Below are 24,253 nucleotides of genomic sequence, written 5' to 3'. Positions count from 1 at the left end.
TTCAGGGGGCGCGAAAGCGCAGGATGCGCGCGCCGTCGTAAGGGTCGGTGAGGTAGTGGGCGTGCACGCCAAAGGTGCTCAGCAGACGTTCAGGGGTGAGCACCTCGAGTGGCTTGCCAAGCGCGACCAGACGGCCCTGGTCGAGCACTGCCAGCCGGTCGCAGGTCAGTGCCTGGTTGAGATCGTGCAGCGCGACCAGGGTCGTCACCGGCAGCGCCTGCACCTGTTGCAGCAGGCTCAACTGGTGTTGGATATCCAGGTGGTTGGTCGGCTCGTCGAGCAATAGCACCTGCGGTCGTTGCGCCAAGGCGCGGGCGATGTGCACGCGCTGGCGCTCGCCGCCCGACAGGCTATGCCAGAGGCGCTCGCGCAAGTGCAGCGCATCGAGGTTGAGCAAAGCCTGTTCGACGATGCTGCGGTCGTCTTTAGAGAACGGCGCGAGGGCCGACAACCACGGCGTGCGGCCGAGGGCCACAGCATCGTAGACGCTGATGGCGTCGCTGGTGTCGGCTTGTTGCTCGACCAGGGCCAGGCCCTGTGCAACCCGGCGCCGCGGCATGTGCGCCAGTGGCTCGCCGAGCAATTGCACCGTGCCGCTAGTGGGTTTGAGCAAGCCGGCCAGAAGCTTGAGCAGGGTCGACTTGCCCGAACCGTTGGGGCCGACCACCCCTAAGGTTTCGCCGGGGATCACTGCCAGGTCGATGGCTTGCAGCACCGTGCGCCCGCCCAGGCGCAAACTGAGGCCCAGGCAGGACAACGGCGCCACCTGCAAGGCTGTCATTACCGTCATGGGCGCCCCCTGCGGCTGACCAGAATCAACGCGAACACCGGCGCGCCAATCAGCGCCGTGACCACGCCCACCGGAATCACCTGGCCGCTGATCAGCGTGCGCGAGAGGATATCGGCGCTGATCAGGAACAGCGCCCCGCCCAGGGCACTGGCCGGCAGCAGGCGGCTATGCCCGGGGCCAAGCAGCAGGCGCAGGGCATGCGGGATGACCAGCCCGACAAAGCCGATGGCGCCGACGATCGACACCATCACGGCGGTCACCAGCGCTGCGCAGCTGATCAGCAGCAATTGCGTGCGCCGGACCGGGACGCCCAGCGAGGCAGCCGAGTCGGCGCCAAAGGTGAACGCGTCCAAGGCGCGCCGATGCCACAAGCACACCGCCAGCCCCAACAGGGCGACTGGCAACGCCAGCCACACCGAAGGCCAGCGCACTCCGCTTAAGTTGCCCAACAGCCAGAACAGAATGCCCCGCGCCTGTTCAGCGGTTGCCGACTTGGTAATGAGAAATGCTGTCAGCGCGCTGAACAGCTGCGAGCCTGCGATACCGGCAAGAATAACCTGGGCGTTGCTGCTACTGGGGCCACTGGCACGCGACAGCAGCAAGACCAGGCCAAAGGCGGCGAGGGCGCCGATAAAGGCGCCACCGGACATCGTCAGCGCCGCACCGCCCAGACCGAGCAGGCCGACTGCCACCGCGCCGGTCGAGGCCCCGGCCGATAGCCCCAGCAAATAGGGTTCGGCCAGCGGGTTGCGCAGCAATGCCTGGAGGATCACCCCGCAGGTTGCCAGCCCGGCGCCGCACGCCGCGGCGACCAGGGTGCGGGTGAGGCGATAGTTCCAGATGATGCCGGCATCGATCGGGTCGACCGGGTAGCCCGCGCTCCACAACTGGTTGGCCAGCACCTGATAGACCACGCTTGGCGACAGTGGCGTCTCACCGATGGCGATGCCCGCCAACAGGGCCGCGAACAGCGCGGCCAGGGCCAGGGCGGTGTAGGGCAGCAGGCGGATCATGGTTGCGCGGCTTTACCGGAGGCGAAGGCGCTGGACAGGGTTTCCAGGCCACGGAACAGGCGAATACCGGCCTGCATGGCGTCGGCGTCGAGAACGACGATACGCCCTTGCTTGACCGCATCCATGTTCTGCGTGACCGGGTCGTTGCGCAAGAACTCCAGCTTTTTCTGGTAGTCATCGGCTGGGAAGCGGCGACGGTCCATGCGCGCGATGATCAGCCAGGTCGGGTTGGCCTTGGCCAGGGTTTCCCAGCCAACCGTGGGCCACTCTTCGGTGGACTCGACCACATTGCGCACCCCCAGGGTTTGCAGCATGAAGTCGGCCACGCCTTGGCGACCGGCGACGTACGGGTCGATATCCAGGTCGGCACTGGAGAACCAGAACAGCGCCGAGGTGTGCGACAGGTCCTTGCCGGCCAACTGCTGCTTGGCGTTGTCCAGGCGCGCCTTGAGTTTGGCATTCAGTGCGCTGCCGCGCGCTTGCACGTTGAAGATCTCGGCCAGCTGGCTGACGCTCTTATAGATGCTGTCGATCTGGAACGGTTGCAGGCGGGTGCCGTCGGCGCCGACCAGGTTGTCCTTGCCTTCGCAATCGGAGGGCAGCAGGTAGGTGGGAATGTTCAGTTCAGCAAATTGCTCACGGGTGCCGACCACGCCCTGGGCGCCGACCATCCACTCGAATTGTACCGCCACCAGTTGCGGGCGCTTGCCGACCACGGCCTCGAAGCTTGGGTCGTTGTCAGCCAGGCGCTCGACCTTGTCGTTCTGCGCTTTGTACTCCGGCAGGACATTGTTGAACCACAGCGAAGTGCCGGCCAGTTTTTCGCCCAAGCCCAATGCGTAGAGCATCTCGGTGCCCGCCTGGCCGATGGTCACGGCGCGCTCGGGGGCCTGGGCAAAGGTCTGCGGTGCGCCACAGTTGTCGACCGTCAACGGGTAGTGGGTGGCGGCGGCTTGGGCCAGGCCGGTCAGACTCAGGCCGGCGAGCAGGGCGGCGAAACGAGGCAGCATGATGGGGTGATCTCCTATCGAACAGTTCACGGAATGAACGCACGGACAGGCATCGCCAAGCCCGTTGCGCAAGGCAACAGGCCACACCCTGGCAAGGGTGGAGATGACCATCCCGGACACCCCGCCGGTTGGAATATGTAGGCCGGCAGGTCTCCTGACTGATGCGTCTGCGCCCGGCTCCAGCCTTCCCGGATCAGCGGATCCAGTGGCATCGATGGAGCGGGCTCGGCACCTACAGTTGCGGGGGCAGTTCCAGTTGGCCTGCGTGAGGGCAGGCCGGGGATTCCCTATTATTTCCGTGGTGGAAACCGGCGGGCGGCATGGTAGACCATCAGGCCGCCGGGTGAAACGCTTTTCACAGGTACTTGAGCCAGGCGATGTCGCGTCGGCGTGCCTTGAGCCGGGCGAACCAGCGCACTGGCAAGTACAGCGAGACCGCCAGCAGCAGCGCTGCCAGCCACACCGCGCCGATGCTGTCGAAGCCGAAGTAATCGCCGTGGTTCAGGCCAAACAGGGCCACGCTGGCCAGGTACAGCAACTTGAGCACGTACAGGTGCAGCAGGTAGAAGAACATCGGCGCGGCGCCGAACACCGCCAGGATACTGATCCAGCGTGCCTGCCCGGCGCGCTCGAAACCACGCAACAGCAGCAGGCCGGCGCCCAGGGTCAGGGTCAGGAACAGCAGCGACGGCGGGTACTTGGTGATGTTGAAGAAGCTCATCAGCGTTTGCGTCAGCGTCGGGTAACTGCTCCACGGCGCTTCGCCATAGCCGTTGAGCATGCGCAGCACGAGAAAGCCCAGCAGGACCAACGCGCCGGCCAGCAACAACCGGTGCTGACGCTCGCCAGCATCGCTGGCACGGGCGAACCATGGGCCCAGGCCATAGCCGAGGGCGATTACCCCGATCCACGGCAGAACCGGGTACGAGGTGCGCAGGCGCAGGCTGTCAGAGAACTCCAGCCAGCCGCGGTCATGCAGGATCGCCCACGGCACATGCATCCACGACCCTGGCGCGAAGTGCAGCCCGTCGAGCAGGTTGTGCCCGGCGACGATCGCCGCGCCCAGGGCGATCAGGGCAGGGCGTGGCATCCAGACCAGCAGCGACAGGGCGATCATGCTCACGCCAATGGCCCAGATCACCTGCATGTAGATCACGCTGGGTGGCAGCTGGAAGGTCCAGGCGAAGTTGACCAGGGTGAACTCCAGCACCACCAGGAACAGCCCACGCTTGAACAGGAACGCCGAGACATCGCCCCGGCCCTGGTATTTTTCGCCATACAGCCAGGCGGAAAGACCGGTCAGCAGGACGAACACCGGCGCGCACAGGTGAGCCAAGGTCCGGCTGAAGAACAGCGACGGGTCGGTGGCGTCGATGGCCATGGGGTCGCTGACCTGGCGATGCAGGAAGAAGGTTTCACGCACGTGATCCAGGAGCATGAACACGATTACCAGGCCGCGCAGGGCATCGATGCTTTGCAGGCGCTGGGTGAGCAGGGTGGGGGTGGCGCTGGCGCTTGTCATGGGAGGGGTCGCAGGCAGGAATGGATATCAAATGAAACGTTATCTTATAACTATTCGATTTGCGAGTGATAGGGATTTTTGTGCGGGTCTGGTGTTGGTGAGATGCGACAGGCGCTATCGCGGGCAAGCCTGCTCCCACAGGACCAATGGGGCCCTCTGTAGGAGCGGGCTTGCCCGCGATGACGTCAGCACTGCCTCAATCGATCAGAAGCTGTAATCCACCGTCGCAAAGTACGAGCGCGGCGCCCCCAGCAACCACTGCTCGCCACTGTACGCCGACACCACATAATCGCGGTTGAGCAGGTTGTTTAGCTGCAGCCCCAGGCGCACATCCGGCAGCACCTGCCAGCCCAGGTTGGCATCGACCACGGTATACCCCGGGATGCGCTTGCTATTGGCCGTGTCGGCATACCGCGCATCGACATAACGCAGGCCAACACCGGCATCCAGCGCCTGCCCAAAGCCTTTGCTCAACCACACATTGGCACTGCGCCGTGGCACGTTGTCCGGGCGGTTGCCACTGCGGTCCACCGCCACCCCTGCGACCACTTCATCGAAGTCATCGAACTTGGCGCGCACCAGCGAGGCGTTGGCCGAGACATGCCATTGGTTGGCCAAGGCCAGTTCCACGCTGGCTTCCAGACCGTTCGAACTTTGTTGGCCAGCCTGTTGTGGCTCGTGGGTGATCGGGTTGTCGACCAACAGCTTCTTCTTGACGATGTGATACGCCGCCAAGGTCCACTCACCGCGGCCGTCCCAGAAGCGCTGCTTGAGGCCCAGCTCGGTTTGCTTGGACTCGGTCAGGTCGTAGTCCATCTGCGTCGGGCTGAGGCTGACCAGGTTGTTCACGCCGTCCTCGCTGGTGGAGTACTGGCCATACAGCGACAGGTCGTCGGTGACGGCGAACACCAAGCCTGCGCGCCAGTTGCCGCCATTGAGGCTGCGGTCGCTGCGGCTGCCATCGAGCAGGTTGTCGCGGTCGATGTGGTTCTGGTCGCGGCGAATCCCGGTGACCAACGACAGGCGCTCGGTCAGCTGGGTGCGGTTCTCGGCGAACAGGGCGAAGGTGTGGGTGGTGCTTTGGGTGCGCGGGCGCAGCGGGCTTTGGCTGTCGAACCAGCCGGGCGCTGGGCCCCACGCGTCGATGTAGTCGCCGCCGATGTCATTGTAGGGCGCATTGTTGGTGAGCTTGAAGCGGATCTTGTTGTACTCGGCGCCGACCACAGTCTTACTGGCCAGGCCGAACAGCGAGTGGTCGAAGGTGAAGCTCTGGCGATCGCCGATCTGCTCCTGGTTGTGCTTGATCTCAAGGAAGCCATTGCGCAGCAGCTGGCCTTGGGCTGCGTCCCAGTTGTAGTTCTCGGCATTGCGCCAGTGTCGACGGCTCTTGATGTAGTACAGCTGGTTGCTGGCGTTGACGCTGTCGCTGAGGGTCCAGTCGGTGTTCAGGCGCGTCCACTCATCGTGATAGCGCAGCACGTCGTTGCGCACGTTGTAGTTTTTCTTGCGCAGGCTGTCGCGGTAATGACCGTCGATCAACGGCGTGCCGAAGTAGTTCATCGGCTCGGCATCGCCGCGCTCGTGGGCGAGGGTGAAGCTCAAATCGTCCGTGGCATCGAAGCGCAGCGCGGCGCTCAGGGCCAGGTTGCGCGAGTCGCCGCGGTCGACGTAACCGTTGCCCTGCTGTTGGTTCAGGGTCATCCGATAGCTCAGGCGTTGGCTCAGACTGCCGCCGCTGTCCAGGCCGAGTTGCGTGCGGTCCCAGGAGCCATAGCCCAGGCGTAGGTGATTGCGGATCTCGCCTGCGAAGGGTTTTTTCGGTATCACGTTGACCACCGCACCGGTGGCGCCCTCACCGTAGAGCACCGAGGCAGGGCCACGAATCACGTCGATACGCTCGACCATCCACGGATCGACCGGGAAGGTCTGGGTGCCTGCGCCGGTATACAGCCGGGCACCGTCGAACAGGGTCATCACCGAGCCGTGGCCGGTAAAGCCGCGTGCCGAGAGCGCGGTGCCGCCATCGCCTGGGTTGCCGATGAAGGTGAGGCCGGGCGAACGGCTGACGGCGTCTTGCACGGTGAGGTTGCTGCGTTGCTGGATCTGTTCGGCGCTGATGCTGCTGGTGCTGGCCGGGGTTTCCAGGGCGCTCAGGCCCAGGCGTGAGCCTGCTTGGGTCGGCGTGGCCAGGTCGACGCGCGGTTCGTTGCGCACCTCGGTGATCGCTGTCGAAGGCAGGGCCAGCACTGCGCGTTGAGGCTCATCGGCCAGGGCCGGAAGGGAAACGGCCAGGCAGGCCGCCAGGGTGTGAAGCTTGCTTGTACGGGACATGTCGTTCCACTGCTGCAGGAAGAAATGGTTCCCGGTGGAAACAACGCAAAGACGAGCACGCACGGGCGCAGGCGCGCACGCGCAAACCGGCCTGCGCCCGCCCACCGCGGGTTTGCCAACTGAAGCTTCAGGCCGGTCTCCGGGCTTGCGAGGATCAAGAAACCTTCACCTTCCCATGCATACGCACAGTGGTCTGTCGAAGATTTCGCTCGCTTACCGTTGCGGGGGCAGCGCCGGACTTGTCGTGAACACGACGCACCGGCTTCCCGTTTCACCCTGCGCACGGCGGCGCAGGACACCTGAAACTGGCGCGCATCTGACCACCGAATGCAGGGGGCGTCAACGCAACGCAGTAGGAAATTTCTGTGATGGGACGCAGGCTTATGAGTTTTTACTGTTTTTTTTTCGAACTTTTCACATTCAGCATGCCTCGAAGCGAGCGATTCCCATCAACATTCACGTCATGGAGACTTCCGCGAATGTCCACCCGTAATCTGCTGCGTCACTCATGCCTGCTTGCCCTGTTGGGCGCTCCCCTGGCGGCCTCTGCCGCGCCAAGCACCGATCCACTGTTCACCTTCGGTGTGCTGGGTAGCTACGACAAGTTCAAGTATGAGGGCGGCTCGCAGTCCGAGACCGATCACCTGGGCCAGGGCGGTGTGTTCGCCAACTTCGGCAACAAGATGACCGCTGAGTCCGGCTTGATCTATCAGGTTGGCGCCGAGGCCAAATATGGCAAGAAGAACGACAACAAGCTCAAGGAAGCCCAGATCGACCTCGACCTGGGTTGGCGCGCTGCGCTGGATGCGCGCAACTTCGTCGACATCACCGTCGGCGGTGGCTATGACTGGTCGCGCTTTGAGCCTGAGCTCAACGACCTGGACACCGAGCTGACCTACAAGTCGCCGTTCGCCAAGGCTGCGCTGGGCTACAACCATCAGTTCGATGCCGCGACCCTGCGCGTTGAAGTGGGCGCACGGCACACGATCGATGGCCGCGCCAAGCTCAGGGTGGATGATTTTGGCAGCGACACCGTCGACATGAAGGACCGCACCAACCCGTATGCCGAGGTCAGTCTGCTGATGAACCAGCAAGGCGGCATGCCGATCTATGCCGGGGTTTACTACACCCGCACCGAGTACAAGCTCGATGAGGATTCGCCGGTAGCCGATAACACCAAGCTCAAGCGCGATGAGTTTGGTGTCAAGGTAGGTCTGGCGTTCTGAGTTAGGCGTCAGGTAGCTGTTACCTGCACCGGCCTCTTCGCGGGCTTGCCCGCGAAGAGGCCGGTGCAGACAGCGCAAATGCTGCTGTTAGCGTCCGCGCCGCCGCGACACCCGCGCCTCGATATTCTTGCGCCCGATCAACAGCGCAGGCTTCTCCACCACCGGCTCATCGGCTAGCCATTTGTACATCACCAAACAATCCACCAACCCCAGCCGGGCATGCCGATAGGCCTTGGGCAGGCGCCCGACCGTTTCGAACCCCAGCGTGTGCCAGAGCGCCACGGCCACCTCGTTAGTGGCCACTACCGAGTTGAACTGCAGGGCGAGAAAACCTTCTTGGCGCGCCAACTTCTGCGAGTGCTCGCACATCAGCTTGGCCACCCCGCGCCCGCGTGCTGCCGGGCAGACCATGTAGCCGCAATTGCCCACGTGCGCGCCGGGGCCAGCGGCGTTGGCCTTGAGAAAGTACGACCCGAGCAACTCACCGTCCTGTTCTGCCACCAACGTGCGCAGGGGCAGTTCCAGCCACAACTGGCGTGCCTGTTCGGCATTCAGCTGCGGGTCGTAGGCATAGGTCTCGCGGGCTTGGACGATGCTCTGGAAAGTCGGCCAGAAGCGCTCGAAGTCTTCCGGGGTCATGGGGCGGATGTGAATCATGGCGGTTCCTGCGCAGGCTTGGCCGCCAAGTCTGGTGGGCGCAGCGTCGCCGCGCAAGGGCGGCGACGCTGGCTGGGGTTTACTCGCTGAGCTTACCCACCGCATCCAGCGCGCGCGCCGAGTAGACCAACGCGGCGCCTGCGTTCATCGCCACCGCCACGCCCAGCGCCTCGGCGATCTCCTCGCGGCTGGCGCCGTGCTTGACGGCCTGTTGCGAATGCACCGCGATACAGCCGTCGCAGCGGGTAGTCACGGCCACGGCAAGGGAGATCAGTTCGCGGGTCTTGGCGTCCAGGTGGTTGGTCTTGGCCCCGGCACCGCTGGCGGTCATGTAGCCGGCCACGGTATCGGGCGACAGTTGCTTGAGATCGCCGATGCCGGCCATCAGCTGCTTACGGTAGGCGTCCCAGTCCATCATGCTCATTGTCTTCACCTTGTGGGGTTTACGGCAGGAGCTTTCAGGCTAGTCGAATGTGCGCGGCGAGGAGGGGGGAAGATGGTCGAAAAAAACTACGACTTACGAACCTGTCGACACCGTGGGAGCGGCTGAGTTGGCTCCCACGTTGCCCAGCAGGGGTTCAGATGTAGATGAACAGCAACAGCAATGCTGCCACCACTGCCCATTTCTCCAGGTAGTAGCGCATGCGATTACGCTTTTTTAGCGCCTTGCCGCGTTCACGGATCTTGTAGATGCGGGTGAACAGGCGGTTGATGCCGCCAGTCTTGTCATTGGCATTGTTGGGCGCCGCAGCAGCGGCCATGACGTTGCGGCTGAACCAGCGATTGAACGCGGTCGCCCAACGGTACTTGAGCGGCCGCTCGACGTCGCAGAACAGGATGATTCGGTTGTGCTCGGTGGTGTTGGCGGCGTAGTGGATGTAGGTCTCGTCGAACACCACTGCCTCGCCATCGCGCCAGGAATACTTCTCGCCGTCCACGTCGATGTAGCAGCCATCGTCGTTCGGCGTGTCCAAGCCTAGGTGGTAGCGGTACGAGCCGGCATACGGGTCGCGGTGGCGCACCAGCTTGGCGCCGGGCGGCAGGGTGGCGAACATCGCCGCTTTAACCGTGCCGATACCCTGCAGCAGCTCGGTGGTCCGTGGGCACAGGTTCATAGCCGAGGGGTGGCTCTCGCCATACCACTTCAGGTAGAAGCGCTTCCAGCCGGTCTTGAAGAACGAGTTGAAACCGACATCGTCATAGTTATCGGACTTCTTGATCTCGCCCACGTGCAGCAATTGCTGGGCTTCCTCGCGGATTTCCTGCCAATGGTCCTTGAGCGGTTGCAGCTCGGGGAACGATTCCACCGGCAGGTAAGGCTTGGCCGGGTGCTTGGAGAACAGGTACAGGAAGCTGTTGACCGGAGCCAGGAAACTTGAGTGATCGCCCAGTTGGCGAGTCAACTTGTGTCGTACCCGACCGCGTAGGTGAACATAGGCGATCGAGAGAACGAAGATCAGTACGAGTGCAATTTTCATGAACGGATACTTGTCGAAAATGGCCATGCGCCATGGCGTAAGCGCGCCAGCATAAACAATCGTCGTAGGACTTTGTACCTCTTGTTACATCCAATCGGGGTGACTTTGGTGCAATGGCCTACCGATTGCGCAAACGTTTCAACTGGTTTTTTGCCGATTTATAGACTAGGGAAGCGGTACACTCAGGTTCGCCTTCACCCATCAGGAATGCCCATGGCCAAGGAAGCACGCCCCACTGGCAGCCCTTTCAAACGTCTGTTTTTCGCCCTGTCACTGAGCGAGGCACAGCATCGTGCAATTGCGCAATGGCGACGTGAGCTGGGTTTACGCAGCGGTAAACCGGTGCCGGCAGAAAACTTCCACCTGACCTTGCTGTTTCTGGGGGATGTCGACGCGGCGCAGCTGCCGGCGTTGTGTGCGGCAGTCGATAGCATTGCCCGTCCGCAGGCGCCGCTGCGCCTGGTGCTGGACCGGTTGCAGGTGTGGCCGCGCCCTGGCGTGTTGGTGCTCGAAGCTGAGCAAACTCCCCCAGCGCTGCGCCAACTGGTCTATGCGCTGGAGCAGGCGGCGCTAGCGTTGGGGATTGCCCGCGAGTCGCGCGAATACCGCCCGCACCTGACCTTGGCACGGGAGTTCCGCGGCCAGCTGCCAGAGGCCGCCAGCGCGCCGGAGTTTTTCCTCAGTGCGCGCCACTTCACCTTGTACGAGTCACGCAAGGGCCGCTACTGGCCACTGGCGCAGTGGCCCTTGCTGGACTGACCCAGGCCTCAGAACTGCGGCGTGTACTTGACCGTCAGCATGAAGTTGCGCGGCTCGCCGTAGTTGTTGCTGCCATTGAGCTGGTTGAAGCCCGCTACCCAGTACTTCTTGTCGAACAGGTTGTTGGCGTTGACCGCCAGGTTCACTTCCGGGGTCAGCTGATAGGCAACGCGTGCGCTCCACACGGTGTAGCCGGGCACGCTGTAGGTACGTTCGTAACCGAGGGTGTGGCTTTGCGTGGTGAAGCCCAGGCCGGTGCTCCAGCGCTGGTCATCCACCGGTAGCTGATAGTCGGCCCAGGCGCGCAGCATGTGCTTGGGCGTCCACTGGCTGAACACGCGGCCTTCTTCGTCCGGGTCGTCAAGGAATTTGGTGGTGTTGTAGGTGTAGCCGGCAAACAACTGCAGGCCGCTGAGCACTTCGCCGCTGATCTCGGCTTCTACGCCCTGGCTGCGGACCTTGCCGGCGGCCGTGGAGCAGTACCAGTCGTCACAGGCAAAACCCGAGGCGGTATCGGTGACTGCGCGGTTTTCCTGATCGTAACGGAACAGCGCGATCGATGTGTTGACCCGTCCGTCGAGCAGCTCGGCCTTCAGGCCGGTTTCATAGTTACTGCCGATCACAGGCTTGAGCGGGGTATTGCCGACCGCGCGTTCGGTTTGCGGGATAAACACGTCGGTGTAGCTGGCGTACCAGGCCCACTCGCGAGTCAGGTCGTAGACAAAGCCCGCGTACGGGGTGACTTGCCCGGTTTCGGTCATGCGGCTGGTGGGATAACGATTGCCCGGATCGTTCGGGCCATTGAAGTCGATCGAGTCCCAGCTGTAGTCGAACCAGCTCACGCGGGTGCCCAGTACCAAGGTCAGGTCCTCGACTGGCTTGACTCGCCAGGCGCCGTACAGGCCCTTCTGGCGGATGTCGTAACTGGCCTTGTTGGCGCGGCCCATGTTGCCTGCCAGCAAGCTGTCACGGCTGGGTTCCGGGCGGCCATGGTCGATGTCGAAGATGCTGTCATCGGGGTCGGCAGCAAAATTGCGCCAGTACGCATCGTCCGAGGTCAGCTTGGAGTAGTTGCCACCGACAGTCACTTCGTGTGCCACGGAGCCTGTGTCAAAGTGGCCGACCAGGTTCATGTCCAGGCCGATCTTGGTGTTGTGAAAGTCGGTGATCCAGTCGGCATAGGTGATGCCGGTGCCATCGGGGTTCAGGCCCTGGCCGGTGGTCTGTACGCGCTGATGGGTCGAGGTGTTGGTCTCGTCCATGCGAATGGCCGCAGCCTTGTAGGTCCAGTCGTCGTTGAAGCGGTGCTCAAGGTCCAGGTAATAGGTGGTGACGTCGGTCTCGGCGCGGCTCCAGCGGGCGCCGGTGTAGGTCGAACGCGACACGTTGGCCGGCTTGCCGTCGGCGTAGCGGGGAATACCACGCAGCATCGGCCGGGATTGCTCGCGGCTGTAGCTGATACCGCCGCCAATGGTAGTGGCATCGTTCAGGTCGATGTCCAGGGCGCCATACAGCGAGTGGGTCTTGCCCCACTGGTAATCGATGAAACTGTCGCTCTGGTCTTCATCGAGCACCATCCGCCCGCGCACCTTGCCGTCGCTGGTCAACGGCCCGCCGGCGTCCAGCTGTAGGCCATAGTGATCCCAGGAACCGGCCTTGCCGGTAATCGCCACGGAGGGTTTGGCCTGGCCGCGCTTGCGTACCAGGTTGATCGCGCCACCGGGGCTGCCGGTGCCTTGCAGCAGGCCGGAGGCGCCGCGCAGGACTTCGACGCGGTCGAAGAACACCAGGTCCTGGGTCGCCCAGTTGCCCAGCGAGTAGTTGTTGCGCGGGATGGGTACGCCGTCGTACTGCCAGTCATCGATCTGGAAGCCGCGCGAGGTGATGACCATGCCCGGGCCGATGCCCTGGGCGCCGACCAGGCCGGTGGTGTGGTTGAGCGCGTCCTTGAGGTCGGTGATGCCCTGATCGTCGAGCTGCTTGCGGGTGATCACCGTCACCGACTGGGGGATTTCTTTAAGGGTGTGCGTGCCTTTGCCGAGGGTCACTGCGCGGGCCGCATAAGAGCCACTGCCTTCGCTGGTGGCGTCGAGATAGTTGTCCGTGACACTGGTCGCGCCCAGTTCCATCACGTCCTCGCCAGCGCTGGCCGGGGCCACGCTGAAGTGGCCACTGCCACTCACCCGCAACTGCAAGCCGCTACCGGCCAGGGCCGTCTGCATGGCCTGTTCGGCGCTCATCTGGCCGACCACGGCTGGGGCCTGCTTGCCGCGCACCAGCGCCGGTTCCAGGGCAATGATGTGGCCGCTCTGGCTGGCGATGCGATTGAGCGTGGTGGCCAGGCTCGCGGGCGGCAGGTTGAACGACAGGGTCTGTGCCTGGACCAAGGCACTGAAGCTGCTCATGGCGACGACGAGGGGCAGGGCGCGGGGCCAGTTGTTGTGCACGGTGTTCTCCCGATTTAGAGGTTGGCTGTCAGGAGATAGGTGGGACGAGAATTGAAAACCGGACACCATTACGAATGATTTGCAAAAATATTTTCATTATTGGCGTTTTGGCCCGATCAAGGTCAGCCACGGACCATAGCGCTTGACCTCGATCGGCAAGGCCTCGCTGAGTGCGGCCAAGGCGTGTTGCGGCTGGTCCAGGGTGAATACCCCTTGTACGCGCAAGGTGGCGATATCCGGGGCCACGCGAATGTAGCCGCGCTGATAGGGGCGCAGCGCATCGACCACCGCCTGCAGCGGCTCGTCGAGCACTTCCAGGCGGCCATCGAGCCAGGCGGCGCGCTGCTGTTGCTCACTGGCCAGGGGTTCGATGCCGGTGGCGCGCAGCAGCGCAGCCTGGCCCTGTTGCACGTCCAGCTGACGGCCATCGACAAGGCTGGCGCGCACGCTGTGTTCAAGCACTACCACCCGCGTGGCGTCGAGCTCCTGGCTGACCAAAAAGCGTGTGCCAAGGGCCTGCACCTGGCCTTGCGCAGTGCGCACGCGCAGCGGCCGCTTAGGATCGGGCGCCACCTGGATCACCAGTTCACCGTGGCGCAGCACCAGCAGACGTTGTTCGGCGTCGAACAGCAGGTCGACGGCACTGGCGCTGTTCAGGCTCAGGCGGCTGCCATCGTCCAGGATGAAGCTGCGCCGTTCGCCCGCGCCGGTATGCAGATCGGCCATCCAGTCCTGGGCGGTGTCACTGCGCCAGCCTGCCCACAGGCCCCCACCCAGCAGGCCAAGGCCGGCCAGACCGCGCAGTACTTCGCGCCGCGACTGGGTGGGTTGCAGCAGCAGGTTACGCGCGGCACTGGCTTGGCCCGGCGCGCGTCGATCGAGCGTGCGCAGCGCCGCGCACGGGCGAGCCAGGCGTTGTTGCAGGCGATCCCAGGCCTGCTGGTGGCGTGGGTCCTGCTCCAGCCACTGCTGCAGGCGCTGCAACAGGGCGGCATCGGGGCTGCGCGCATTGAGCTCGACCATCCAGTCGATGGCTTGTTCGCTGATGCTGTCCAGCGTGCGCGCGCTCATGATTGCAGCTCGCACAGGTAGCACTGGCGCAGGGCCTGTTTCATGTAGCGGCTGACGGTGCGCTCTGACAGCTGCAGCTTGCTGGCGATCTCGACATAGCTCATGCCATCGAGCTGGCTGTAGAGGAAGGCGGTCTTGACGATCGCAGGCAGGCCATCGAGCACTTGGTCGATGGTCAGCAAGGCTTCGATCAAGAGCAGTTGCTCTTCGGCCGAAGGGGCGACCTGCTCGGGCAGCAGGGCCAGGCGTTCGAGGTAGGCCTGTTCCAGTTGCCGGCGGCGGTGGCGGTCGAAGATCAGCCGCCGGGCGATGGTCGAGAGGTAGGCGCGTGGTTGCTCGATGCTGTCCGGATCGACCCGCGCCCCGAGCATCTGGCAGAACGCTTCGGCCGCAGTGTCTTCGGCATCGGCGCGATTGCGCAGGCGCTTGTGGATGTGTTGGAGCAGCCAGCGGTGATGGTCGCTGAAAAAGAAGCCCAGCTTGCGGGTCGAGGAGCTGTCCAACGAGTGATATCCGATCGTGAGTGTGAATCGTTCTCAATGGTAGCTGGGTAGGTTGTGCTCTCGCAATGGGAATCAATAGGGGCCGCAAAGCGGCCCCAGCGATCCTGCGTTCAAGCTGCTGCCTCGACCCCCTCGAACAACCGCAGCCCCAACTGACGCGCCCGCTGCAGATTGCTCGCATTGTCCCCGCTCTCACTGTCCGCCAACAGCGTCGAACCCAGCACCCGCGCGCCGCAATAATCGAAAATGCCGTGCTCGATCTGGGTAACCATCGCCTGCCCATAACCATGGCGTTCGAAGGTCCCCGCATCGGCCCCGGCGACCCCAACCAGTTGCACCGGCAGCCCGCCCAGTTTCTTGATCAATTTGCCGTCGGGGTGATAGTCGAACGCCCAGCCATTGCTGAACACCCGTTCAACCCAGCCCTTGAGCAGCGCGGGTAGCGACCACCAGTAGATCGGGTACACCAGCACCAGGGCATCGGCGCGCTCGATCCGCGCTTGCTCGAGCAGCACATCGGCCGGTGGCCCAGCCAAGCGGCGGTGCACCGCATGGTCAGCCAGGCCGAAGCGTGGATCGAAACCTTCCCTGGCCAGGTCGGCGATTTCACTGCTGTGTCCGGCGCGGGCCAGGCCCTCGGCGATCTGCCCGGCGAGGGCGTGGGTCAGCGAGGCGGGGTCGTGGTGGCCGATGACGATCAAGGCTTTCATGCTCGATTCTCCAGGATAGGGGTGCGCGCTAGCCACAAGGGCTATATACTCAAGGTAAGTTACGATTAGTAAGTTACTTTTGGTAGGTAATCGATGTCAAGCGCCGAAAAAACCTTGCCGCGTAAACGCCTGTCGCGTGACGAACGTCGCCGCCAGTTGCTGGAGGTGGCCTGGCAGTTGGTCCGCGAGGAGGGCACCGATGCCCTGAGCCTGGGCCGCCTGGCCGAGCAGGCGGGGGTCACCAAGCCGGTGGTGTATGACCATTTCGAAACCCGCACCGGCTTGTTGGCGGCGCTGTATCAGGAGTACGACGCGCGCCAGACGGCCATGCTCGATGCGGCATTGGCGCACTGCGAGCCGAACGTGCACAGTCGAGCGGCGGTGATTGCCCAGGCCTATGTCGATTGTGTGCTGAGCCAAGGACGAGAGATTCCGGGCGTCAGCGCGGCCTTGGCGGGCTCGCCGGAAATGGAAGCGTTGAAGCGAGTCTATGAAGGGCCGTTTCTGGAGAAGTGTCGCCTGGCCCTGGCGCCGTTTGCCCCAGGTGGGGATGTTGGCGTAGCGGGGTTGCGGGTGTTGGTGGGTGCGGCAGATGCGCTGGCGCTGGCGGCAGCGGCGGGCGAGTTGACGGCGGAGCAGGCCAGGCAGGAGTTGCAGGCGACCATTGTGGCGATGGTGGGGCGTCAGTGAGCGTAGTTAGGCCTCTGGGACCACTGCGCGCTCCATCGCAGGTTTTTGTAGGAGCGGGCTTGCCTGCGATGGAGCGCAGCGGTCCCAGGATCGATCACGCCACCGGAATCAACGGATCCGCCGCCGCCAACGCCGCAACCTTGTCTGCCGCTGGCGGATAGATCCACACCGAGTTGATCTGCTGCTTGAGTTGCTTGGCCTCGAATCGGTCCTCAGGCGGCGCCACTTGGCGATCCCAGCCCTCGGTATACACCGCGCCCCAGGCGCCCAGGTCCAGACAGGTCACGTACTTGGGCTGGCTGTAGGCCATCGGCGCCACCCCGATCAATTCGGCGGCGGCATTGTTGCCGGCATAACGCCCCAGCGGAATCGCGTGCTGGCAGGACATCACCGCATAGTTGCCGACCTCGTCGCACGCCGCATAGGCGACATCGCCGGCGGCATAGACCGCGCCATTGCCCTTGACCTTGAGGTTGCCGTCGACATGCAGGCGGCCCTGGCGGTCGCGTTCGCCACGGATCTGCTCGGTGAGTGGGTTGGCCTTGAAGCCCACGGTCCAGATCACTGTCTTGGCCGGGATGCGCTGGCCATTGTCCAGCAGCACCCCATCGCCATCGACTGAGGCCACGGTGGCGCCGCAGATCCATTCGATGCCCAGCTCGGTTGAAGCCGCCTCGATGGCCGGGCTGATCCCCGCGCCCAGCGCTGCGCCAATTTTCGCGCCGCGATCGACCACGACAATGCGCGGGGTCACCTGCTCACCGAAAATGGCGCGCAGCCGAGTCGGCAATTCGGTCGCGGTCTCGATGCCGGTAAAGCCGCCGCCGGCGACTACCACGGTATTGCGCGCTGGGCTGTCAGGCTGGGAGGCGAGCGACTTGAGGTGCTCTTCCAGGCGCGTCGCCGAGTCGATCTTGTCGACGTCGAAGGCGTGTTGATCGAAACCCTCCAGCGCAGGGCGGTTGAGCAGGCTGCCACAGGCCATGATCAGCCGGTCATAGCCAATGCTCAGCTCAGCCCCGGAAGGATCACGATAGGCCACCGACTGGCGGCCCTCATCGATGCGGTAGGCGGTGCCTTTGATAAAGCGTACGTTGACCGCGTCGAACAACGCTTGCAGGGGGGCGGCCATGGTGTGCACGTCGGGCTCATAAAACCGCGGGCGCACGTGCAGCTCGGCTTTGGGCGCAAGTACGCTGATCTGCACATCGTCGCGGCCCTGCAGGTCAAGCAGGCGCGCGGCACCCAAGGCGCTCCATAGGCCGGCGAAGCCTGCGCCAATGACAAGAATCTGTTTCATCGTTGTGCTCCAGGTGATTATTTGAATTATCAGTTCGGGCACGGCACGTGAACGGCGCGCATAAAAGCTCGCTCGAAACGCAGAGGGCGGCGCCTTTCCAGTTGGCTGGCCGATGGAAATGATAGGCCTTCGGCGCAGATGCGTGCCGTGCTCCGACAAACGCAGCAGCCCACGCAGGTGTTGAGTTTGTTGCGCTGGATGCTAGGCGCGCAGGGCGTTTGGCCCTAGGCCAAAGAACCCTGGATTTCGGCCAGGGGCACGCTGCGGGCGAAACGTGCGCGGTAGTCACGTGGGGTCACTGCCAAGTGGCGCTGGAACGCCAGGCGCAGGCGTTCTTCGCTGCCGAACCCGCACTGACGGGCGATTTGCTCGATCTGCAGGTCAGTGTTTTCCAGCAGGCGCCGGGCCGCTTCCAGACGAAACACTTCAATGGCCTTGGCCGGCGTACGACCGGTTTTTTGTTTGTACACCCGCGTGAAGTTACGCAGGCTCATGCACGCTTGCCCAGCCAGGCGCTCGACACTCAGCTGTGGATCGTGCAAATGCTCATTGAGCCACAGGTGCAGTTCATCGAAGGCGGCGCTGTGCTCGCCCTGGGCCTTGAGCAATTCGCTGAACTGCGCCTGGCCGCCAGGGCGCTTGAGGAAAACCACCAGCTCGCGGGCCACCTGCATCGCCACCTCACGGCCGCAATCAGCCTCGACCAGGGCCAACGCCAAGTCGATGCCGGCGCTAACCCCGGCCGAGGTCCAGACCTGCTCTTGCTGCACGAAGATCGACTCGGCATCCACCTCGATGGCAGGAAAGCGCTGGCGCAGGGCATCGCACATGGCCCAATGGGTGGCGGCCCGGCGTCCGTCGAGCAGGCCGGCGGCCGCCAGCAGGAAGGTGCCGCTGCACACCGAGGCGGTGCGCCGCGCCTTGGCGGCGACCTGACGCAAGCAACTGACCAGTTCGACGTGCTCAGGCAGGGTGCGCACGATCTCCGGCGCACCGGGCACCACCAGGGTGTCGATCTGTTCGAGCAGTAGTGGTTCAAGGGTCTCGGTGTGCACCCGCAGACCTTCGGCGGTTGCGATCAATCCACCCGGCACGCTGGCCGTACACACCCGATAACCGGCCAGGCCACGTTCGGCGCAGGCCTTGTTGGCGGCCCAGAACACCGTTTGCGCGCCGGTCAGGTCGAGCAGGCCCATGTGCGCATAGGCCAGGAACAGCACCAGGCGTGGTTGGCTCACGGACGTGGCGACAGTGTCGGGAACGTTGGCTGCGTGGGTCATGCTCAGGTGTCCGGAGCGGGTATCAGGGTGAGTGCCTATGTTACTCCAGGCTCGCGCTGTCGGGCCTTGCGCTTATCGCGTGTTGCACCAGCGCTAACAGCAGGCGCTTCGCCTAGCGCGGTGAGTGTGGAACGTGTCCAGTCGCTGGCCTAGCGGTCAGATCGACAAACGCACCAGGCGGTTATCCAGCGGTTGCTCCTGATTGCGGCGTTTATTGACCACCAACTCGCCAATGGCGATCAGCCGGGTGCGGGTGACATTGCGCGATAAGCCGAGCAACTGCGCGGTGTGCACCTGGTTGTAATGGCAGAAGCGATAGGCCGAGCGCAGTAGGGCGTTCTCGACTTTCTCGTAAAGCTCGCCTGGCTGCTCTTCATAGAGCCGACTGAAGGCCAGCTGCAACAGATCTTCGACCGCATCGCCGCTGGATGCGCGCGCGGTGCTCTCGTCCTGTCGTTCCAGGCGCAGGTTCGACAGACGCAGGTCTTGCGCCTGGATCTCGCCATTGCCGCAGGTCAGCAGGCTGTGGTGAATGACGTTTTCCAGCTCGCGAATGTTGCCCGGCCAGCTGTATTCGACCAGCTTGGCCTGGGCGCGTGGGCTGAGCTCCACCTGGCCATAGCTCAGGCGTTCGCTGTAGCTGCGGATGAAGTGCCGCGCCAATGGCAGGATGTCGCCCGGCCGCTCGCGCAGTGGATGCAGCGACAAGGTCACCACGTTCAGGCGGTAATACAGGTCTTCGCGAAAGTGCCCGGCGTTGATGGCCTTTTCCAGTTGTACGTTGGTCGCTGCCAGCACTCGCACGTTGATCGGGATACTTTTGCGCGAGCCCAGGCGCACGACTTCCCGCTCCTGTAGCACGCGCAGCAACTTGACCTGGATCGGCAGCGGCAGGTCGCCGATCTCATCGAGAAACAGCGTGCCGCCGTTGGCTTCCTCGAACCAGCCAGCCTTCGCTGCCAAGGCGCCGGTGAAGGCGCCCTTGTCGTGGCCGAACAGCTCCGCTTCCACCAGCGATTCGGAGAACGCGCCGCAGTTGACCGCGACGAACGGCCCGTTGCGCCGGCCACTGAGGTTGTGGATATGGCGTGCGACCAGCTCCTTACCCGTGCCGGTCTCGCCGATGATCAGGACGCTGGCCTCACTGGGGGCGACCTGTTGCAAGTGGGCGAGCAGCGCCTGCGACCTGGGGTCTTCGAAGACCTGTGCGGTCGCCCTGATCGAGGTAGCCAATGACGGTGACGGGGGGAGGGTCAGCAATTGCATGAGCGTGCCTTATGAATAGAAAGACGGGACGGGACGCTTGCCGTTGAGGGCCCACTCGCCGAGCTCGTGGATGCGATAGTCCACAGGGTCGTGCAAGGTTTGCGTCCTCAGGTTGCGCCAATGGCGGTCGAAGCGCAGCGAGGCATGGGTCGCGCGGGCTCCGGTGACTTCGAACAGGCGGTTGCAGATATCCAGGCCATGGCGGGTGGCGGCGACCTTGGCGGTGCCGATGGCCAGCGCCAGGTCACCGCGCTCCTCGGCAGTCAGGGCATGCTCCTTGGCCCAGGCGCGGTCGAGCTGTTCGGCGGCGCGCTCGATCAACAGGCGCACGCTTTCCAGACCGACCCAGAACTCGCCGTAGTGGCGCAGGATGTATGGGTCTTCGCTGCTGCTGGTGGCCTCGGAGCGGAACCACGGCCGGCTCTCCTTGAGGCTGTACTGGCGTGCTTCGGCGAAGGCGCCCTCGGCGATGCCGAGGAACAGGTTGGCAAAATGCAACTGGGCGATCAGTGGCCGCAAGGCTGCGAATGGCGTGCTCAGCGGGCCGGGGTCGAGCAGCAGTTCGTCATGCTCGACGCGCACACGCTCGAACGTGGCGCTGCCGCTGTCGGTCTGGCGCTGGCCGATATTGTTCCAGTCATTGTGCAGGGTGATGCCAGTGCGCCCGCTGGGGATCGCGGCAATCAGCAGCTTGCCGCCCGCACGCTCGTCCACCGCCGAGGCGATGAGCATTTCCGAGTCGCTGGCCCCTGAGCAAAAGCTCTTCTGCCCGGAAAACTCACACCAGCCGTCGAAGTGCTTGACCTGGGTGCGGGTATCCAACGGGTTCAGTGCGTTGCCCCAGAACCAGTGCTTGCGCGCGGTCTGTTCGAACCACGGTTGCCACTGATCAGGGCGGGAGAACAGCCGCACGGTGGCCAGCATCAGGTGATGAAAGCCAAACACGTGGGCGATCGAGCTGTCGACGCGGGCAAACTCGCGTACCACTTCAAAGGTGTCGCGCCAGTTGGCCCCTTGGCCGCCGTAGGCGCTCGGGATGGCCAGCGACAACAGGCCGCTGCTGCGCAGGGCATCGCGCTCGGCTTTGGGCGTGCCGCCGCGCTCGTCACGCTCGACGGCGGTCTGGGCAAACTGCCCGGCCAGTTCTTGGGCGATGGCCAGGGCAGGGCGTTGGGCAGGTTTCACGGGTGCATTCATGGCCGCTCCTCAGGCGCTTTTGCGCAGCGCATGGTGAGCCGCGAACAACGGCACGGCGCGCTCGGCGGCCAGTCGGATGCGCGCAGCCAAAGCTTCGCTGGTCACCCGGTAGTCGGCCAGCTCGTTCTGGCTGGCGTATACGCCGATGGGCAAGGTCAGCGCTTGCAGGAAGCTGAACAGTGGCCGCAGCTGATGATCGAGTACCAGCGCATGGCGTTCGCTGCCGCCGGTGGCTGCCAGCAGCACCGGCGTGTCGACCAGCGCATCCTGGCCGATCAAGTCGAACAGGTGCTTGAAGTGGCCAGGGAAGCTGCCGCGATAGACCGGCGTGGTCACCACCAGCAGGTCGGCCTTTTCCACCAGGCGCAGTTGTTGTTCGACGCTCTCGGGCAGCTCGCTGCGCCACAACGCCGCGCCCAGTGGGCGGGCGATATCGCCCAGTTCGATTAGCTGCGCCTTGATGTGCAGGTGCTGGCTCAATTCAGCGAGGATGGCCTCGGTCAGGGCCAAGGTGCGCGAGGGGCGGCTGGTGCCACCGGACAAAGCGACGACGTTCAACGGGGTGCTCATGGCAAGTCTCCAGGTCAGGTTGAGCGGGACTTTGCTTGAGCAATCGTCGTGCCTATTTTAAATGTCCATATAGATCAACAGGTTGCACCGTTTCATTGTGCCGCCGGTGTTGCCTTGTGGGCCTGGATGTTGATCAACTGTTGCGCTGCGAACAGTTGGCCTGGTGTTGGCGGCTGTGCAGTGCAGAGAGTTATAGAGGATTTGCGTCAGGATAAAAAAGAATAAGAAGTCATATTCTTATTCGTTTATACACTTTGATAGTAAGGTATTTTGCGCTGAGATGTACCGGCCTCTTCGCGGAGCAAGCCCGCTCCCACGCCAAGTGACCGTCCGGCATAGACGACCCAGGTCTTCAGCTATGCGGCGAGGTATGATCGCCACCGGCATACTGCGCCTTCAGATGCCCCTGCTCATCGAGCAGATAGGCATCCATCACCTCGCGCACAACAGGCCCGGCAACTCGGCCGCCGGCCTCACCGTTCTCGATCATCACCGCCACCACGATCGAGGGATGATCAGCTGGGGCAAAACCCACGAACAGCGCGTTATCGCGATGGCGCTCCAGGGTCTTGTTGCGGTTGTAGCGTTCACCCTGGCGGATTGCGACAACCTGTGCAGTACCGCTCTTGCCGGCAATCCGGTACTGCGCGCCGGCGGCAGATGCCCGGGCAATACCGCGTGGGTCGTGCATGACCATCTGCATGCCTTGGCTGACCTGATCCCAGGCGCGCTTGTCGTGCAAGACGATATCCGGCATCGGATGCGGATCGACCGGCTGCTCACCGGCGACGGTCATGGCCAGGTGCGGCCGGTGCCACACACCCTTGCTGGCCAGCAGGCTGGTGGCCTGGGCCAACTGCAACGGAGTGACCTGCATGTAGCCCTGGCCAATGCCAAGGATCAGCGTTTCGCCCGGGAACCAGGCCTGACGGCGGGTGGCACGTTTCCACTGGGCTGAAGGCATCAAGCCTGCGGCCTCTTCGAACATGTCCAGCGAGACCTTCTGGCCCAGGCCAAATTCGGCCATGTAGTCGTGCAGGCGATCGATGCCCAGTTTGTGCGCCAGGTCGTAGAAGTAGGTGTCGTTGGAGCGCATGATCGCGCTGTACATATCCACCCAGCCATCGCCGCTGCGGTTCCAGTTGCGGTATTTGTGCGCGTAGTTGGGCAGCTCGTAGTAGCCGGGGTCGAACACCCGGCTGGCCGGGGTGATGACGCCGCTGTCCAGGCCTGCGATGGCCACCTCTGGCTTGACCGTCGAGCCTGGCGCATACAGCCCGCGCAGCACCCGGTTGAACAGCGGGCGGTCGATCGAGTCGCGCAGGGCGGCGTACTGCTTGAAGCTGATGCCTTTGACGAACAGGTTGGGATCAAAGCTTGGCTTGCTGACCATCGCCAGCACATCGCCGCTGGCAGGGTCGAGCGCTACCACTGACCCGCGTCGGTCGCCCAGGGCCTTTTCAGCGGCCTGCTGCAAGTGCGCGTCGAGGGTCAGGATGATGTCCTTGCCGGGGGTCGGGTCCTGGTGACGCAGTACGCGCATGACCCGGCCCTGGGCGTTGGTCTCGACTTCCTCGTAGCCGACCTGGCCGTGCAGTTCGCGCTCGTAGAAGCGCTCGATACCGGTCTTGCCGATCGACTGGGTGCCGCGATACTCGGTGGCGTCGAGGCTCTTGGCTTCCTTCTCGTTGATCCGCCCGACATAGCCGACCGAGTGGGCAAAGTGCTCATTTAGCGGGTACTCGCGAATGAACTGCGCTTGGACCTCCAGCCCCGGCAAGCGGAACTGATTGACGGCGATCAGCGCGATCTGCTCCTCGGACAGCCCGACCATCAACGTCACCGGCTCGAACGGCTTGCGGCCACGGCGCAGGTCCTTGTCGAACTGGACACGATCATCCTCGCCCAACCCGAGTATCTGCGCCAGGGCATCGAGCACCTTGGCCGAATCACCGGCGCGTTCGCGGGTCATGGTCAGGTTGAAGCTGGGTTTGTTGTCGGCCAGCACCACGCCATTGCGGTCGTAGATCAGCCCGCGTTCAGGCGCGATGGGCAGCACGTGCACGCGGTTGTTTTCCGATACCGCGCTCTGCTGGTCGTGTTGCAGGACTTGCAGCACGTACAGCCGCCCGACCAGCACTGCCACCAGGCCCAGGGTCAGCCCGGCACAGACCAGCAACCGCCGGTTGACCAGGTGTTTTTCTTTGTCGTGGTCTTTGAGGGGGATGGGTTGGGGCATGCGCGCTCTTGAGGTTGAGTACCGCCACAACAAGGGCAGGTACGTTGACCGGGGCGGCGATGCTACGCAACCGATACGCCAGGCTCAAGGCGCACGCAGCCTGGCGGGGCGCAGGTTTGGCCTGTCCGGCCCGCTATCAGTAGCTTTACCGGACACATGAAGATTCGTTCATGTAAGGCAGCGAGCGATACCTC

The 24,253-nt window shown here is 63.7% G+C and carries 21 protein-coding genes and 2 riboswitches; of the genes, 3 read left to right on the top strand and 18 right to left on the bottom strand.

Annotated features, from left to right (window positions below):
* Nucleotide 1: 1 nt before the first annotated feature.
* From ACF8K2_RS12215 to ACF8K2_RS12195, 5 genes are all read right to left on the bottom strand, one after another.
* Nucleotides 2-790, bottom strand: coding sequence for an ABC transporter ATP-binding protein (locus ACF8K2_RS12215; protein WP_392465017.1), 789 nt, complete (start codon nt 788-790; stop codon nt 2-4).
* The gene (locus ACF8K2_RS12210; protein WP_392465015.1) at nt 787-1,803 is read right to left on the bottom strand and encodes a FecCD family ABC transporter permease; all 1,017 of its coding nucleotides are present in this window, start codon (nt 1,801-1,803) and stop codon (nt 787-789) included. Before ACF8K2_RS12210 ends, ACF8K2_RS12215 begins: the two co-directional genes overlap by 4 nt.
* Entirely contained in the window at nt 1,800-2,813 is a 1,014-nt protein-coding gene (locus ACF8K2_RS12205; protein WP_392465014.1) for an ABC transporter substrate-binding protein, read from the bottom strand. Before ACF8K2_RS12205 ends, ACF8K2_RS12210 begins: the two co-directional genes overlap by 4 nt.
* A gap of 126 nt (nt 2,814-2,939) precedes the next feature.
* Nucleotides 2,940-3,141: riboswitch (cobalamin riboswitch) on the bottom strand.
* 27 nt (nt 3,142-3,168) lie between these two features.
* Nucleotides 3,169-4,335: a DUF1624 domain-containing protein gene (locus tag ACF8K2_RS12200; RefSeq protein WP_392465012.1), complete on the bottom strand. Its 1,167-nt coding sequence runs from the start codon at nt 4,333-4,335 to the stop codon at nt 3,169-3,171.
* A gap of 204 nt (nt 4,336-4,539) precedes the next feature.
* On the bottom strand, nt 4,540-6,666 hold the full coding sequence (locus ACF8K2_RS12195) for a TonB-dependent receptor (RefSeq protein ID WP_392465011.1): 2,127 nt from the start codon (nt 6,664-6,666) through the stop codon (nt 4,540-4,542).
* A 112-nt stretch (nt 6,667-6,778) separates the two neighbouring features.
* A riboswitch (cobalamin riboswitch) is annotated at nt 6,779-6,984 on the bottom strand.
* A 161-nt stretch (nt 6,985-7,145) separates the two neighbouring features.
* On the opposite strand from ACF8K2_RS12195, the gene ACF8K2_RS12190 reads away from it, so the two are divergent.
* Nucleotides 7,146-7,892, top strand: a complete 747-nt coding sequence (locus tag ACF8K2_RS12190; RefSeq protein WP_392465010.1) for an outer membrane beta-barrel protein — start codon at nt 7,146-7,148, stop codon at nt 7,890-7,892.
* 87 nt (nt 7,893-7,979) lie between these two features.
* On the opposite strand, the gene ACF8K2_RS12185 is transcribed toward ACF8K2_RS12190, so the two are convergent.
* The 3 genes from ACF8K2_RS12185 to lpxO form a co-directional block, all read right to left on the bottom strand.
* On the bottom strand, nt 7,980-8,549 hold the full coding sequence (locus tag ACF8K2_RS12185) for a GNAT family N-acetyltransferase (RefSeq protein ID WP_186553381.1): 570 nt from the start codon (nt 8,547-8,549) through the stop codon (nt 7,980-7,982).
* A 79-nt stretch (nt 8,550-8,628) separates the two neighbouring features.
* Nucleotides 8,629-8,973 carry a carboxymuconolactone decarboxylase family protein gene (locus tag ACF8K2_RS12180; protein ID WP_392465008.1) on the bottom strand — a complete coding sequence of 115 codons (345 nt, stop codon included), beginning with the start codon at nt 8,971-8,973 and terminating at the stop codon, nt 8,629-8,631.
* A 154-nt stretch (nt 8,974-9,127) separates the two neighbouring features.
* Nucleotides 9,128-10,027, bottom strand: a complete 900-nt coding sequence (lpxO, locus tag ACF8K2_RS12175) for a lipid A hydroxylase LpxO (protein WP_186553379.1) — start codon at nt 10,025-10,027, stop codon at nt 9,128-9,130.
* Between the two features lie 213 nt (nt 10,028-10,240).
* Between lpxO and thpR the strand changes: the two genes are divergently transcribed.
* Entirely contained in the window at nt 10,241-10,786 is a 546-nt protein-coding gene (thpR, locus tag ACF8K2_RS12170; RefSeq protein WP_186553378.1) for an RNA 2',3'-cyclic phosphodiesterase, read from the top strand.
* 8 nt (nt 10,787-10,794) lie between these two features.
* On the opposite strand, the gene ACF8K2_RS12165 is transcribed toward thpR, so the two are convergent.
* The 4 genes from ACF8K2_RS12165 to ACF8K2_RS12150 form a co-directional block, all read right to left on the bottom strand.
* Nucleotides 10,795-13,233 (bottom strand): TonB-dependent siderophore receptor, encoded by a 2,439-nt coding sequence (locus tag ACF8K2_RS12165; protein ID WP_392465005.1) that lies wholly within the window; start codon nt 13,231-13,233, stop codon nt 10,795-10,797.
* A gap of 96 nt (nt 13,234-13,329) precedes the next feature.
* On the bottom strand, nt 13,330-14,304 hold the full coding sequence (locus ACF8K2_RS12160; RefSeq protein ID WP_392465003.1) for a FecR family protein: 975 nt from the start codon (nt 14,302-14,304) through the stop codon (nt 13,330-13,332).
* A complete protein-coding gene (locus ACF8K2_RS12155) occupies nt 14,301-14,807 on the bottom strand; it encodes a sigma-70 family RNA polymerase sigma factor (protein WP_392465001.1) in 507 nt (168 codons plus the stop codon). The genes ACF8K2_RS12160 and ACF8K2_RS12155 overlap by 4 nt, the downstream gene beginning before the upstream one ends.
* Before the next feature lie 110 nt (nt 14,808-14,917).
* Entirely contained in the window at nt 14,918-15,517 is a 600-nt protein-coding gene (locus tag ACF8K2_RS12150; protein WP_392464999.1) for an NAD(P)H-dependent oxidoreductase, read from the bottom strand.
* Nucleotides 15,518-15,610: 93 nt separating this feature from the next.
* Between ACF8K2_RS12150 and ACF8K2_RS12145 the strand changes: the two genes are divergently transcribed.
* Nucleotides 15,611-16,207 (top strand): TetR/AcrR family transcriptional regulator, encoded by a 597-nt coding sequence (locus ACF8K2_RS12145; protein WP_392464997.1) that lies wholly within the window; start codon nt 15,611-15,613, stop codon nt 16,205-16,207.
* Between the two features lie 94 nt (nt 16,208-16,301).
* Here the strand turns inward: ACF8K2_RS12145 and ACF8K2_RS12140 are convergent, their stop codons facing one another.
* The 6 genes from ACF8K2_RS12140 to mrdA all read right to left on the bottom strand — a co-directional run bounded on the left by ACF8K2_RS12140 (nt 16,302) and on the right by mrdA (nt 24,059).
* The gene (locus ACF8K2_RS12140; RefSeq protein WP_392464996.1) at nt 16,302-17,507 is read right to left on the bottom strand and encodes an NAD(P)/FAD-dependent oxidoreductase; all 1,206 of its coding nucleotides are present in this window, start codon (nt 17,505-17,507) and stop codon (nt 16,302-16,304) included.
* A gap of 224 nt (nt 17,508-17,731) precedes the next feature.
* Nucleotides 17,732-18,787: a GlxA family transcriptional regulator gene (locus ACF8K2_RS12135; RefSeq protein ID WP_392464995.1), complete on the bottom strand. Its 1,056-nt coding sequence runs from the start codon at nt 18,785-18,787 to the stop codon at nt 17,732-17,734.
* Nucleotides 18,788-18,943: 156 nt separating this feature from the next.
* Nucleotides 18,944-20,053 carry a sigma-54-dependent Fis family transcriptional regulator gene (locus ACF8K2_RS12130; protein WP_186553370.1) on the bottom strand — a complete coding sequence of 370 codons (1,110 nt, stop codon included), beginning with the start codon at nt 20,051-20,053 and terminating at the stop codon, nt 18,944-18,946.
* Nucleotides 20,054-20,062: 9 nt separating this feature from the next.
* Nucleotides 20,063-21,250 carry an acyl-CoA dehydrogenase family protein gene (locus tag ACF8K2_RS12125; RefSeq protein ID WP_368972302.1) on the bottom strand — a complete coding sequence of 396 codons (1,188 nt, stop codon included), beginning with the start codon at nt 21,248-21,250 and terminating at the stop codon, nt 20,063-20,065.
* Nucleotides 21,251-21,259: 9 nt separating this feature from the next.
* Nucleotides 21,260-21,820 (bottom strand): FMN reductase, encoded by a 561-nt coding sequence (gene msuE, locus ACF8K2_RS12120; protein ID WP_368972303.1) that lies wholly within the window; start codon nt 21,818-21,820, stop codon nt 21,260-21,262.
* 352 nt (nt 21,821-22,172) lie between these two features.
* The gene (gene mrdA / locus ACF8K2_RS12115) at nt 22,173-24,059 is read right to left on the bottom strand and encodes a penicillin-binding protein 2 (RefSeq protein WP_264234523.1); all 1,887 of its coding nucleotides are present in this window, start codon (nt 24,057-24,059) and stop codon (nt 22,173-22,175) included.
* Nucleotides 24,060-24,253: the final 194 nt, after the last annotated feature.

The sequence above is a fragment of the Pseudomonas sp. xss_2 genome (assembly GCF_043104195.1).
Lineage (GTDB): Bacteria > Pseudomonadota > Gammaproteobacteria > Pseudomonadales > Pseudomonadaceae > Aquipseudomonas > Aquipseudomonas urmiensis.
The sequence above is the reverse complement of the archived record's forward strand: the minus strand, read 5'-3'. Positions and strand labels throughout refer to the sequence as shown.

Excerpts from the sequence above, each read along its gene's own strand:
- ACF8K2_RS12215 (WP_392465017.1), bottom strand. The coding sequence starts at position 790 with ATGACGGTAATGACAGCCTTGCAGGTGGCGCCGTTGTCCTGCCTGGGC.
- ACF8K2_RS12210 (WP_392465015.1), bottom strand. The coding sequence starts at position 1,803 with ATGATCCGCCTGCTGCCCTACACCGCCCTGGCCCTGGCCGCGCTGTTC.
- ACF8K2_RS12205 (WP_392465014.1), bottom strand. The coding sequence starts at position 2,813 with ATGCTGCCTCGTTTCGCCGCCCTGCTCGCCGGCCTGAGTCTGACCGGC.
- ACF8K2_RS12200 (WP_392465012.1), bottom strand. The coding sequence starts at position 4,335 with ATGACAAGCGCCAGCGCCACCCCCACCCTGCTCACCCAGCGCCTGCAA.
- ACF8K2_RS12195 (WP_392465011.1), bottom strand. The coding sequence starts at position 6,666 with ATGTCCCGTACAAGCAAGCTTCACACCCTGGCGGCCTGCCTGGCCGTT.
- ACF8K2_RS12190 (WP_392465010.1), top strand. The coding sequence starts at position 7,146 with ATGTCCACCCGTAATCTGCTGCGTCACTCATGCCTGCTTGCCCTGTTG.
- ACF8K2_RS12185 (WP_186553381.1), bottom strand. The coding sequence starts at position 8,549 with ATGATTCACATCCGCCCCATGACCCCGGAAGACTTCGAGCGCTTCTGG.
- ACF8K2_RS12180 (WP_392465008.1), bottom strand. The coding sequence starts at position 8,973 with ATGAGCATGATGGACTGGGACGCCTACCGTAAGCAGCTGATGGCCGGC.
- lpxO (WP_186553379.1), bottom strand. The coding sequence starts at position 10,027 with ATGAAAATTGCACTCGTACTGATCTTCGTTCTCTCGATCGCCTATGTT.
- thpR (WP_186553378.1), top strand. The coding sequence starts at position 10,241 with ATGGCCAAGGAAGCACGCCCCACTGGCAGCCCTTTCAAACGTCTGTTT.
- ACF8K2_RS12160 (WP_392465003.1), bottom strand. The coding sequence starts at position 14,304 with ATGAGCGCGCGCACGCTGGACAGCATCAGCGAACAAGCCATCGACTGG.
- ACF8K2_RS12150 (WP_392464999.1), bottom strand. The coding sequence starts at position 15,517 with ATGAAAGCCTTGATCGTCATCGGCCACCACGACCCCGCCTCGCTGACC.
- ACF8K2_RS12145 (WP_392464997.1), top strand. The coding sequence starts at position 15,611 with ATGTCAAGCGCCGAAAAAACCTTGCCGCGTAAACGCCTGTCGCGTGAC.
- ACF8K2_RS12140 (WP_392464996.1), bottom strand. The coding sequence starts at position 17,507 with ATGAAACAGATTCTTGTCATTGGCGCAGGCTTCGCCGGCCTATGGAGC.
- ACF8K2_RS12135 (WP_392464995.1), bottom strand. The coding sequence starts at position 18,787 with ATGACCCACGCAGCCAACGTTCCCGACACTGTCGCCACGTCCGTGAGC.
- ACF8K2_RS12130 (WP_186553370.1), bottom strand. The coding sequence starts at position 20,053 with ATGCAATTGCTGACCCTCCCCCCGTCACCGTCATTGGCTACCTCGATC.
- ACF8K2_RS12125 (WP_368972302.1), bottom strand. The coding sequence starts at position 21,250 with ATGAATGCACCCGTGAAACCTGCCCAACGCCCTGCCCTGGCCATCGCC.
- msuE (WP_368972303.1), bottom strand. The coding sequence starts at position 21,820 with ATGAGCACCCCGTTGAACGTCGTCGCTTTGTCCGGTGGCACCAGCCGC.
- mrdA (WP_264234523.1), bottom strand. The coding sequence starts at position 24,059 with ATGCCCCAACCCATCCCCCTCAAAGACCACGACAAAGAAAAACACCTG.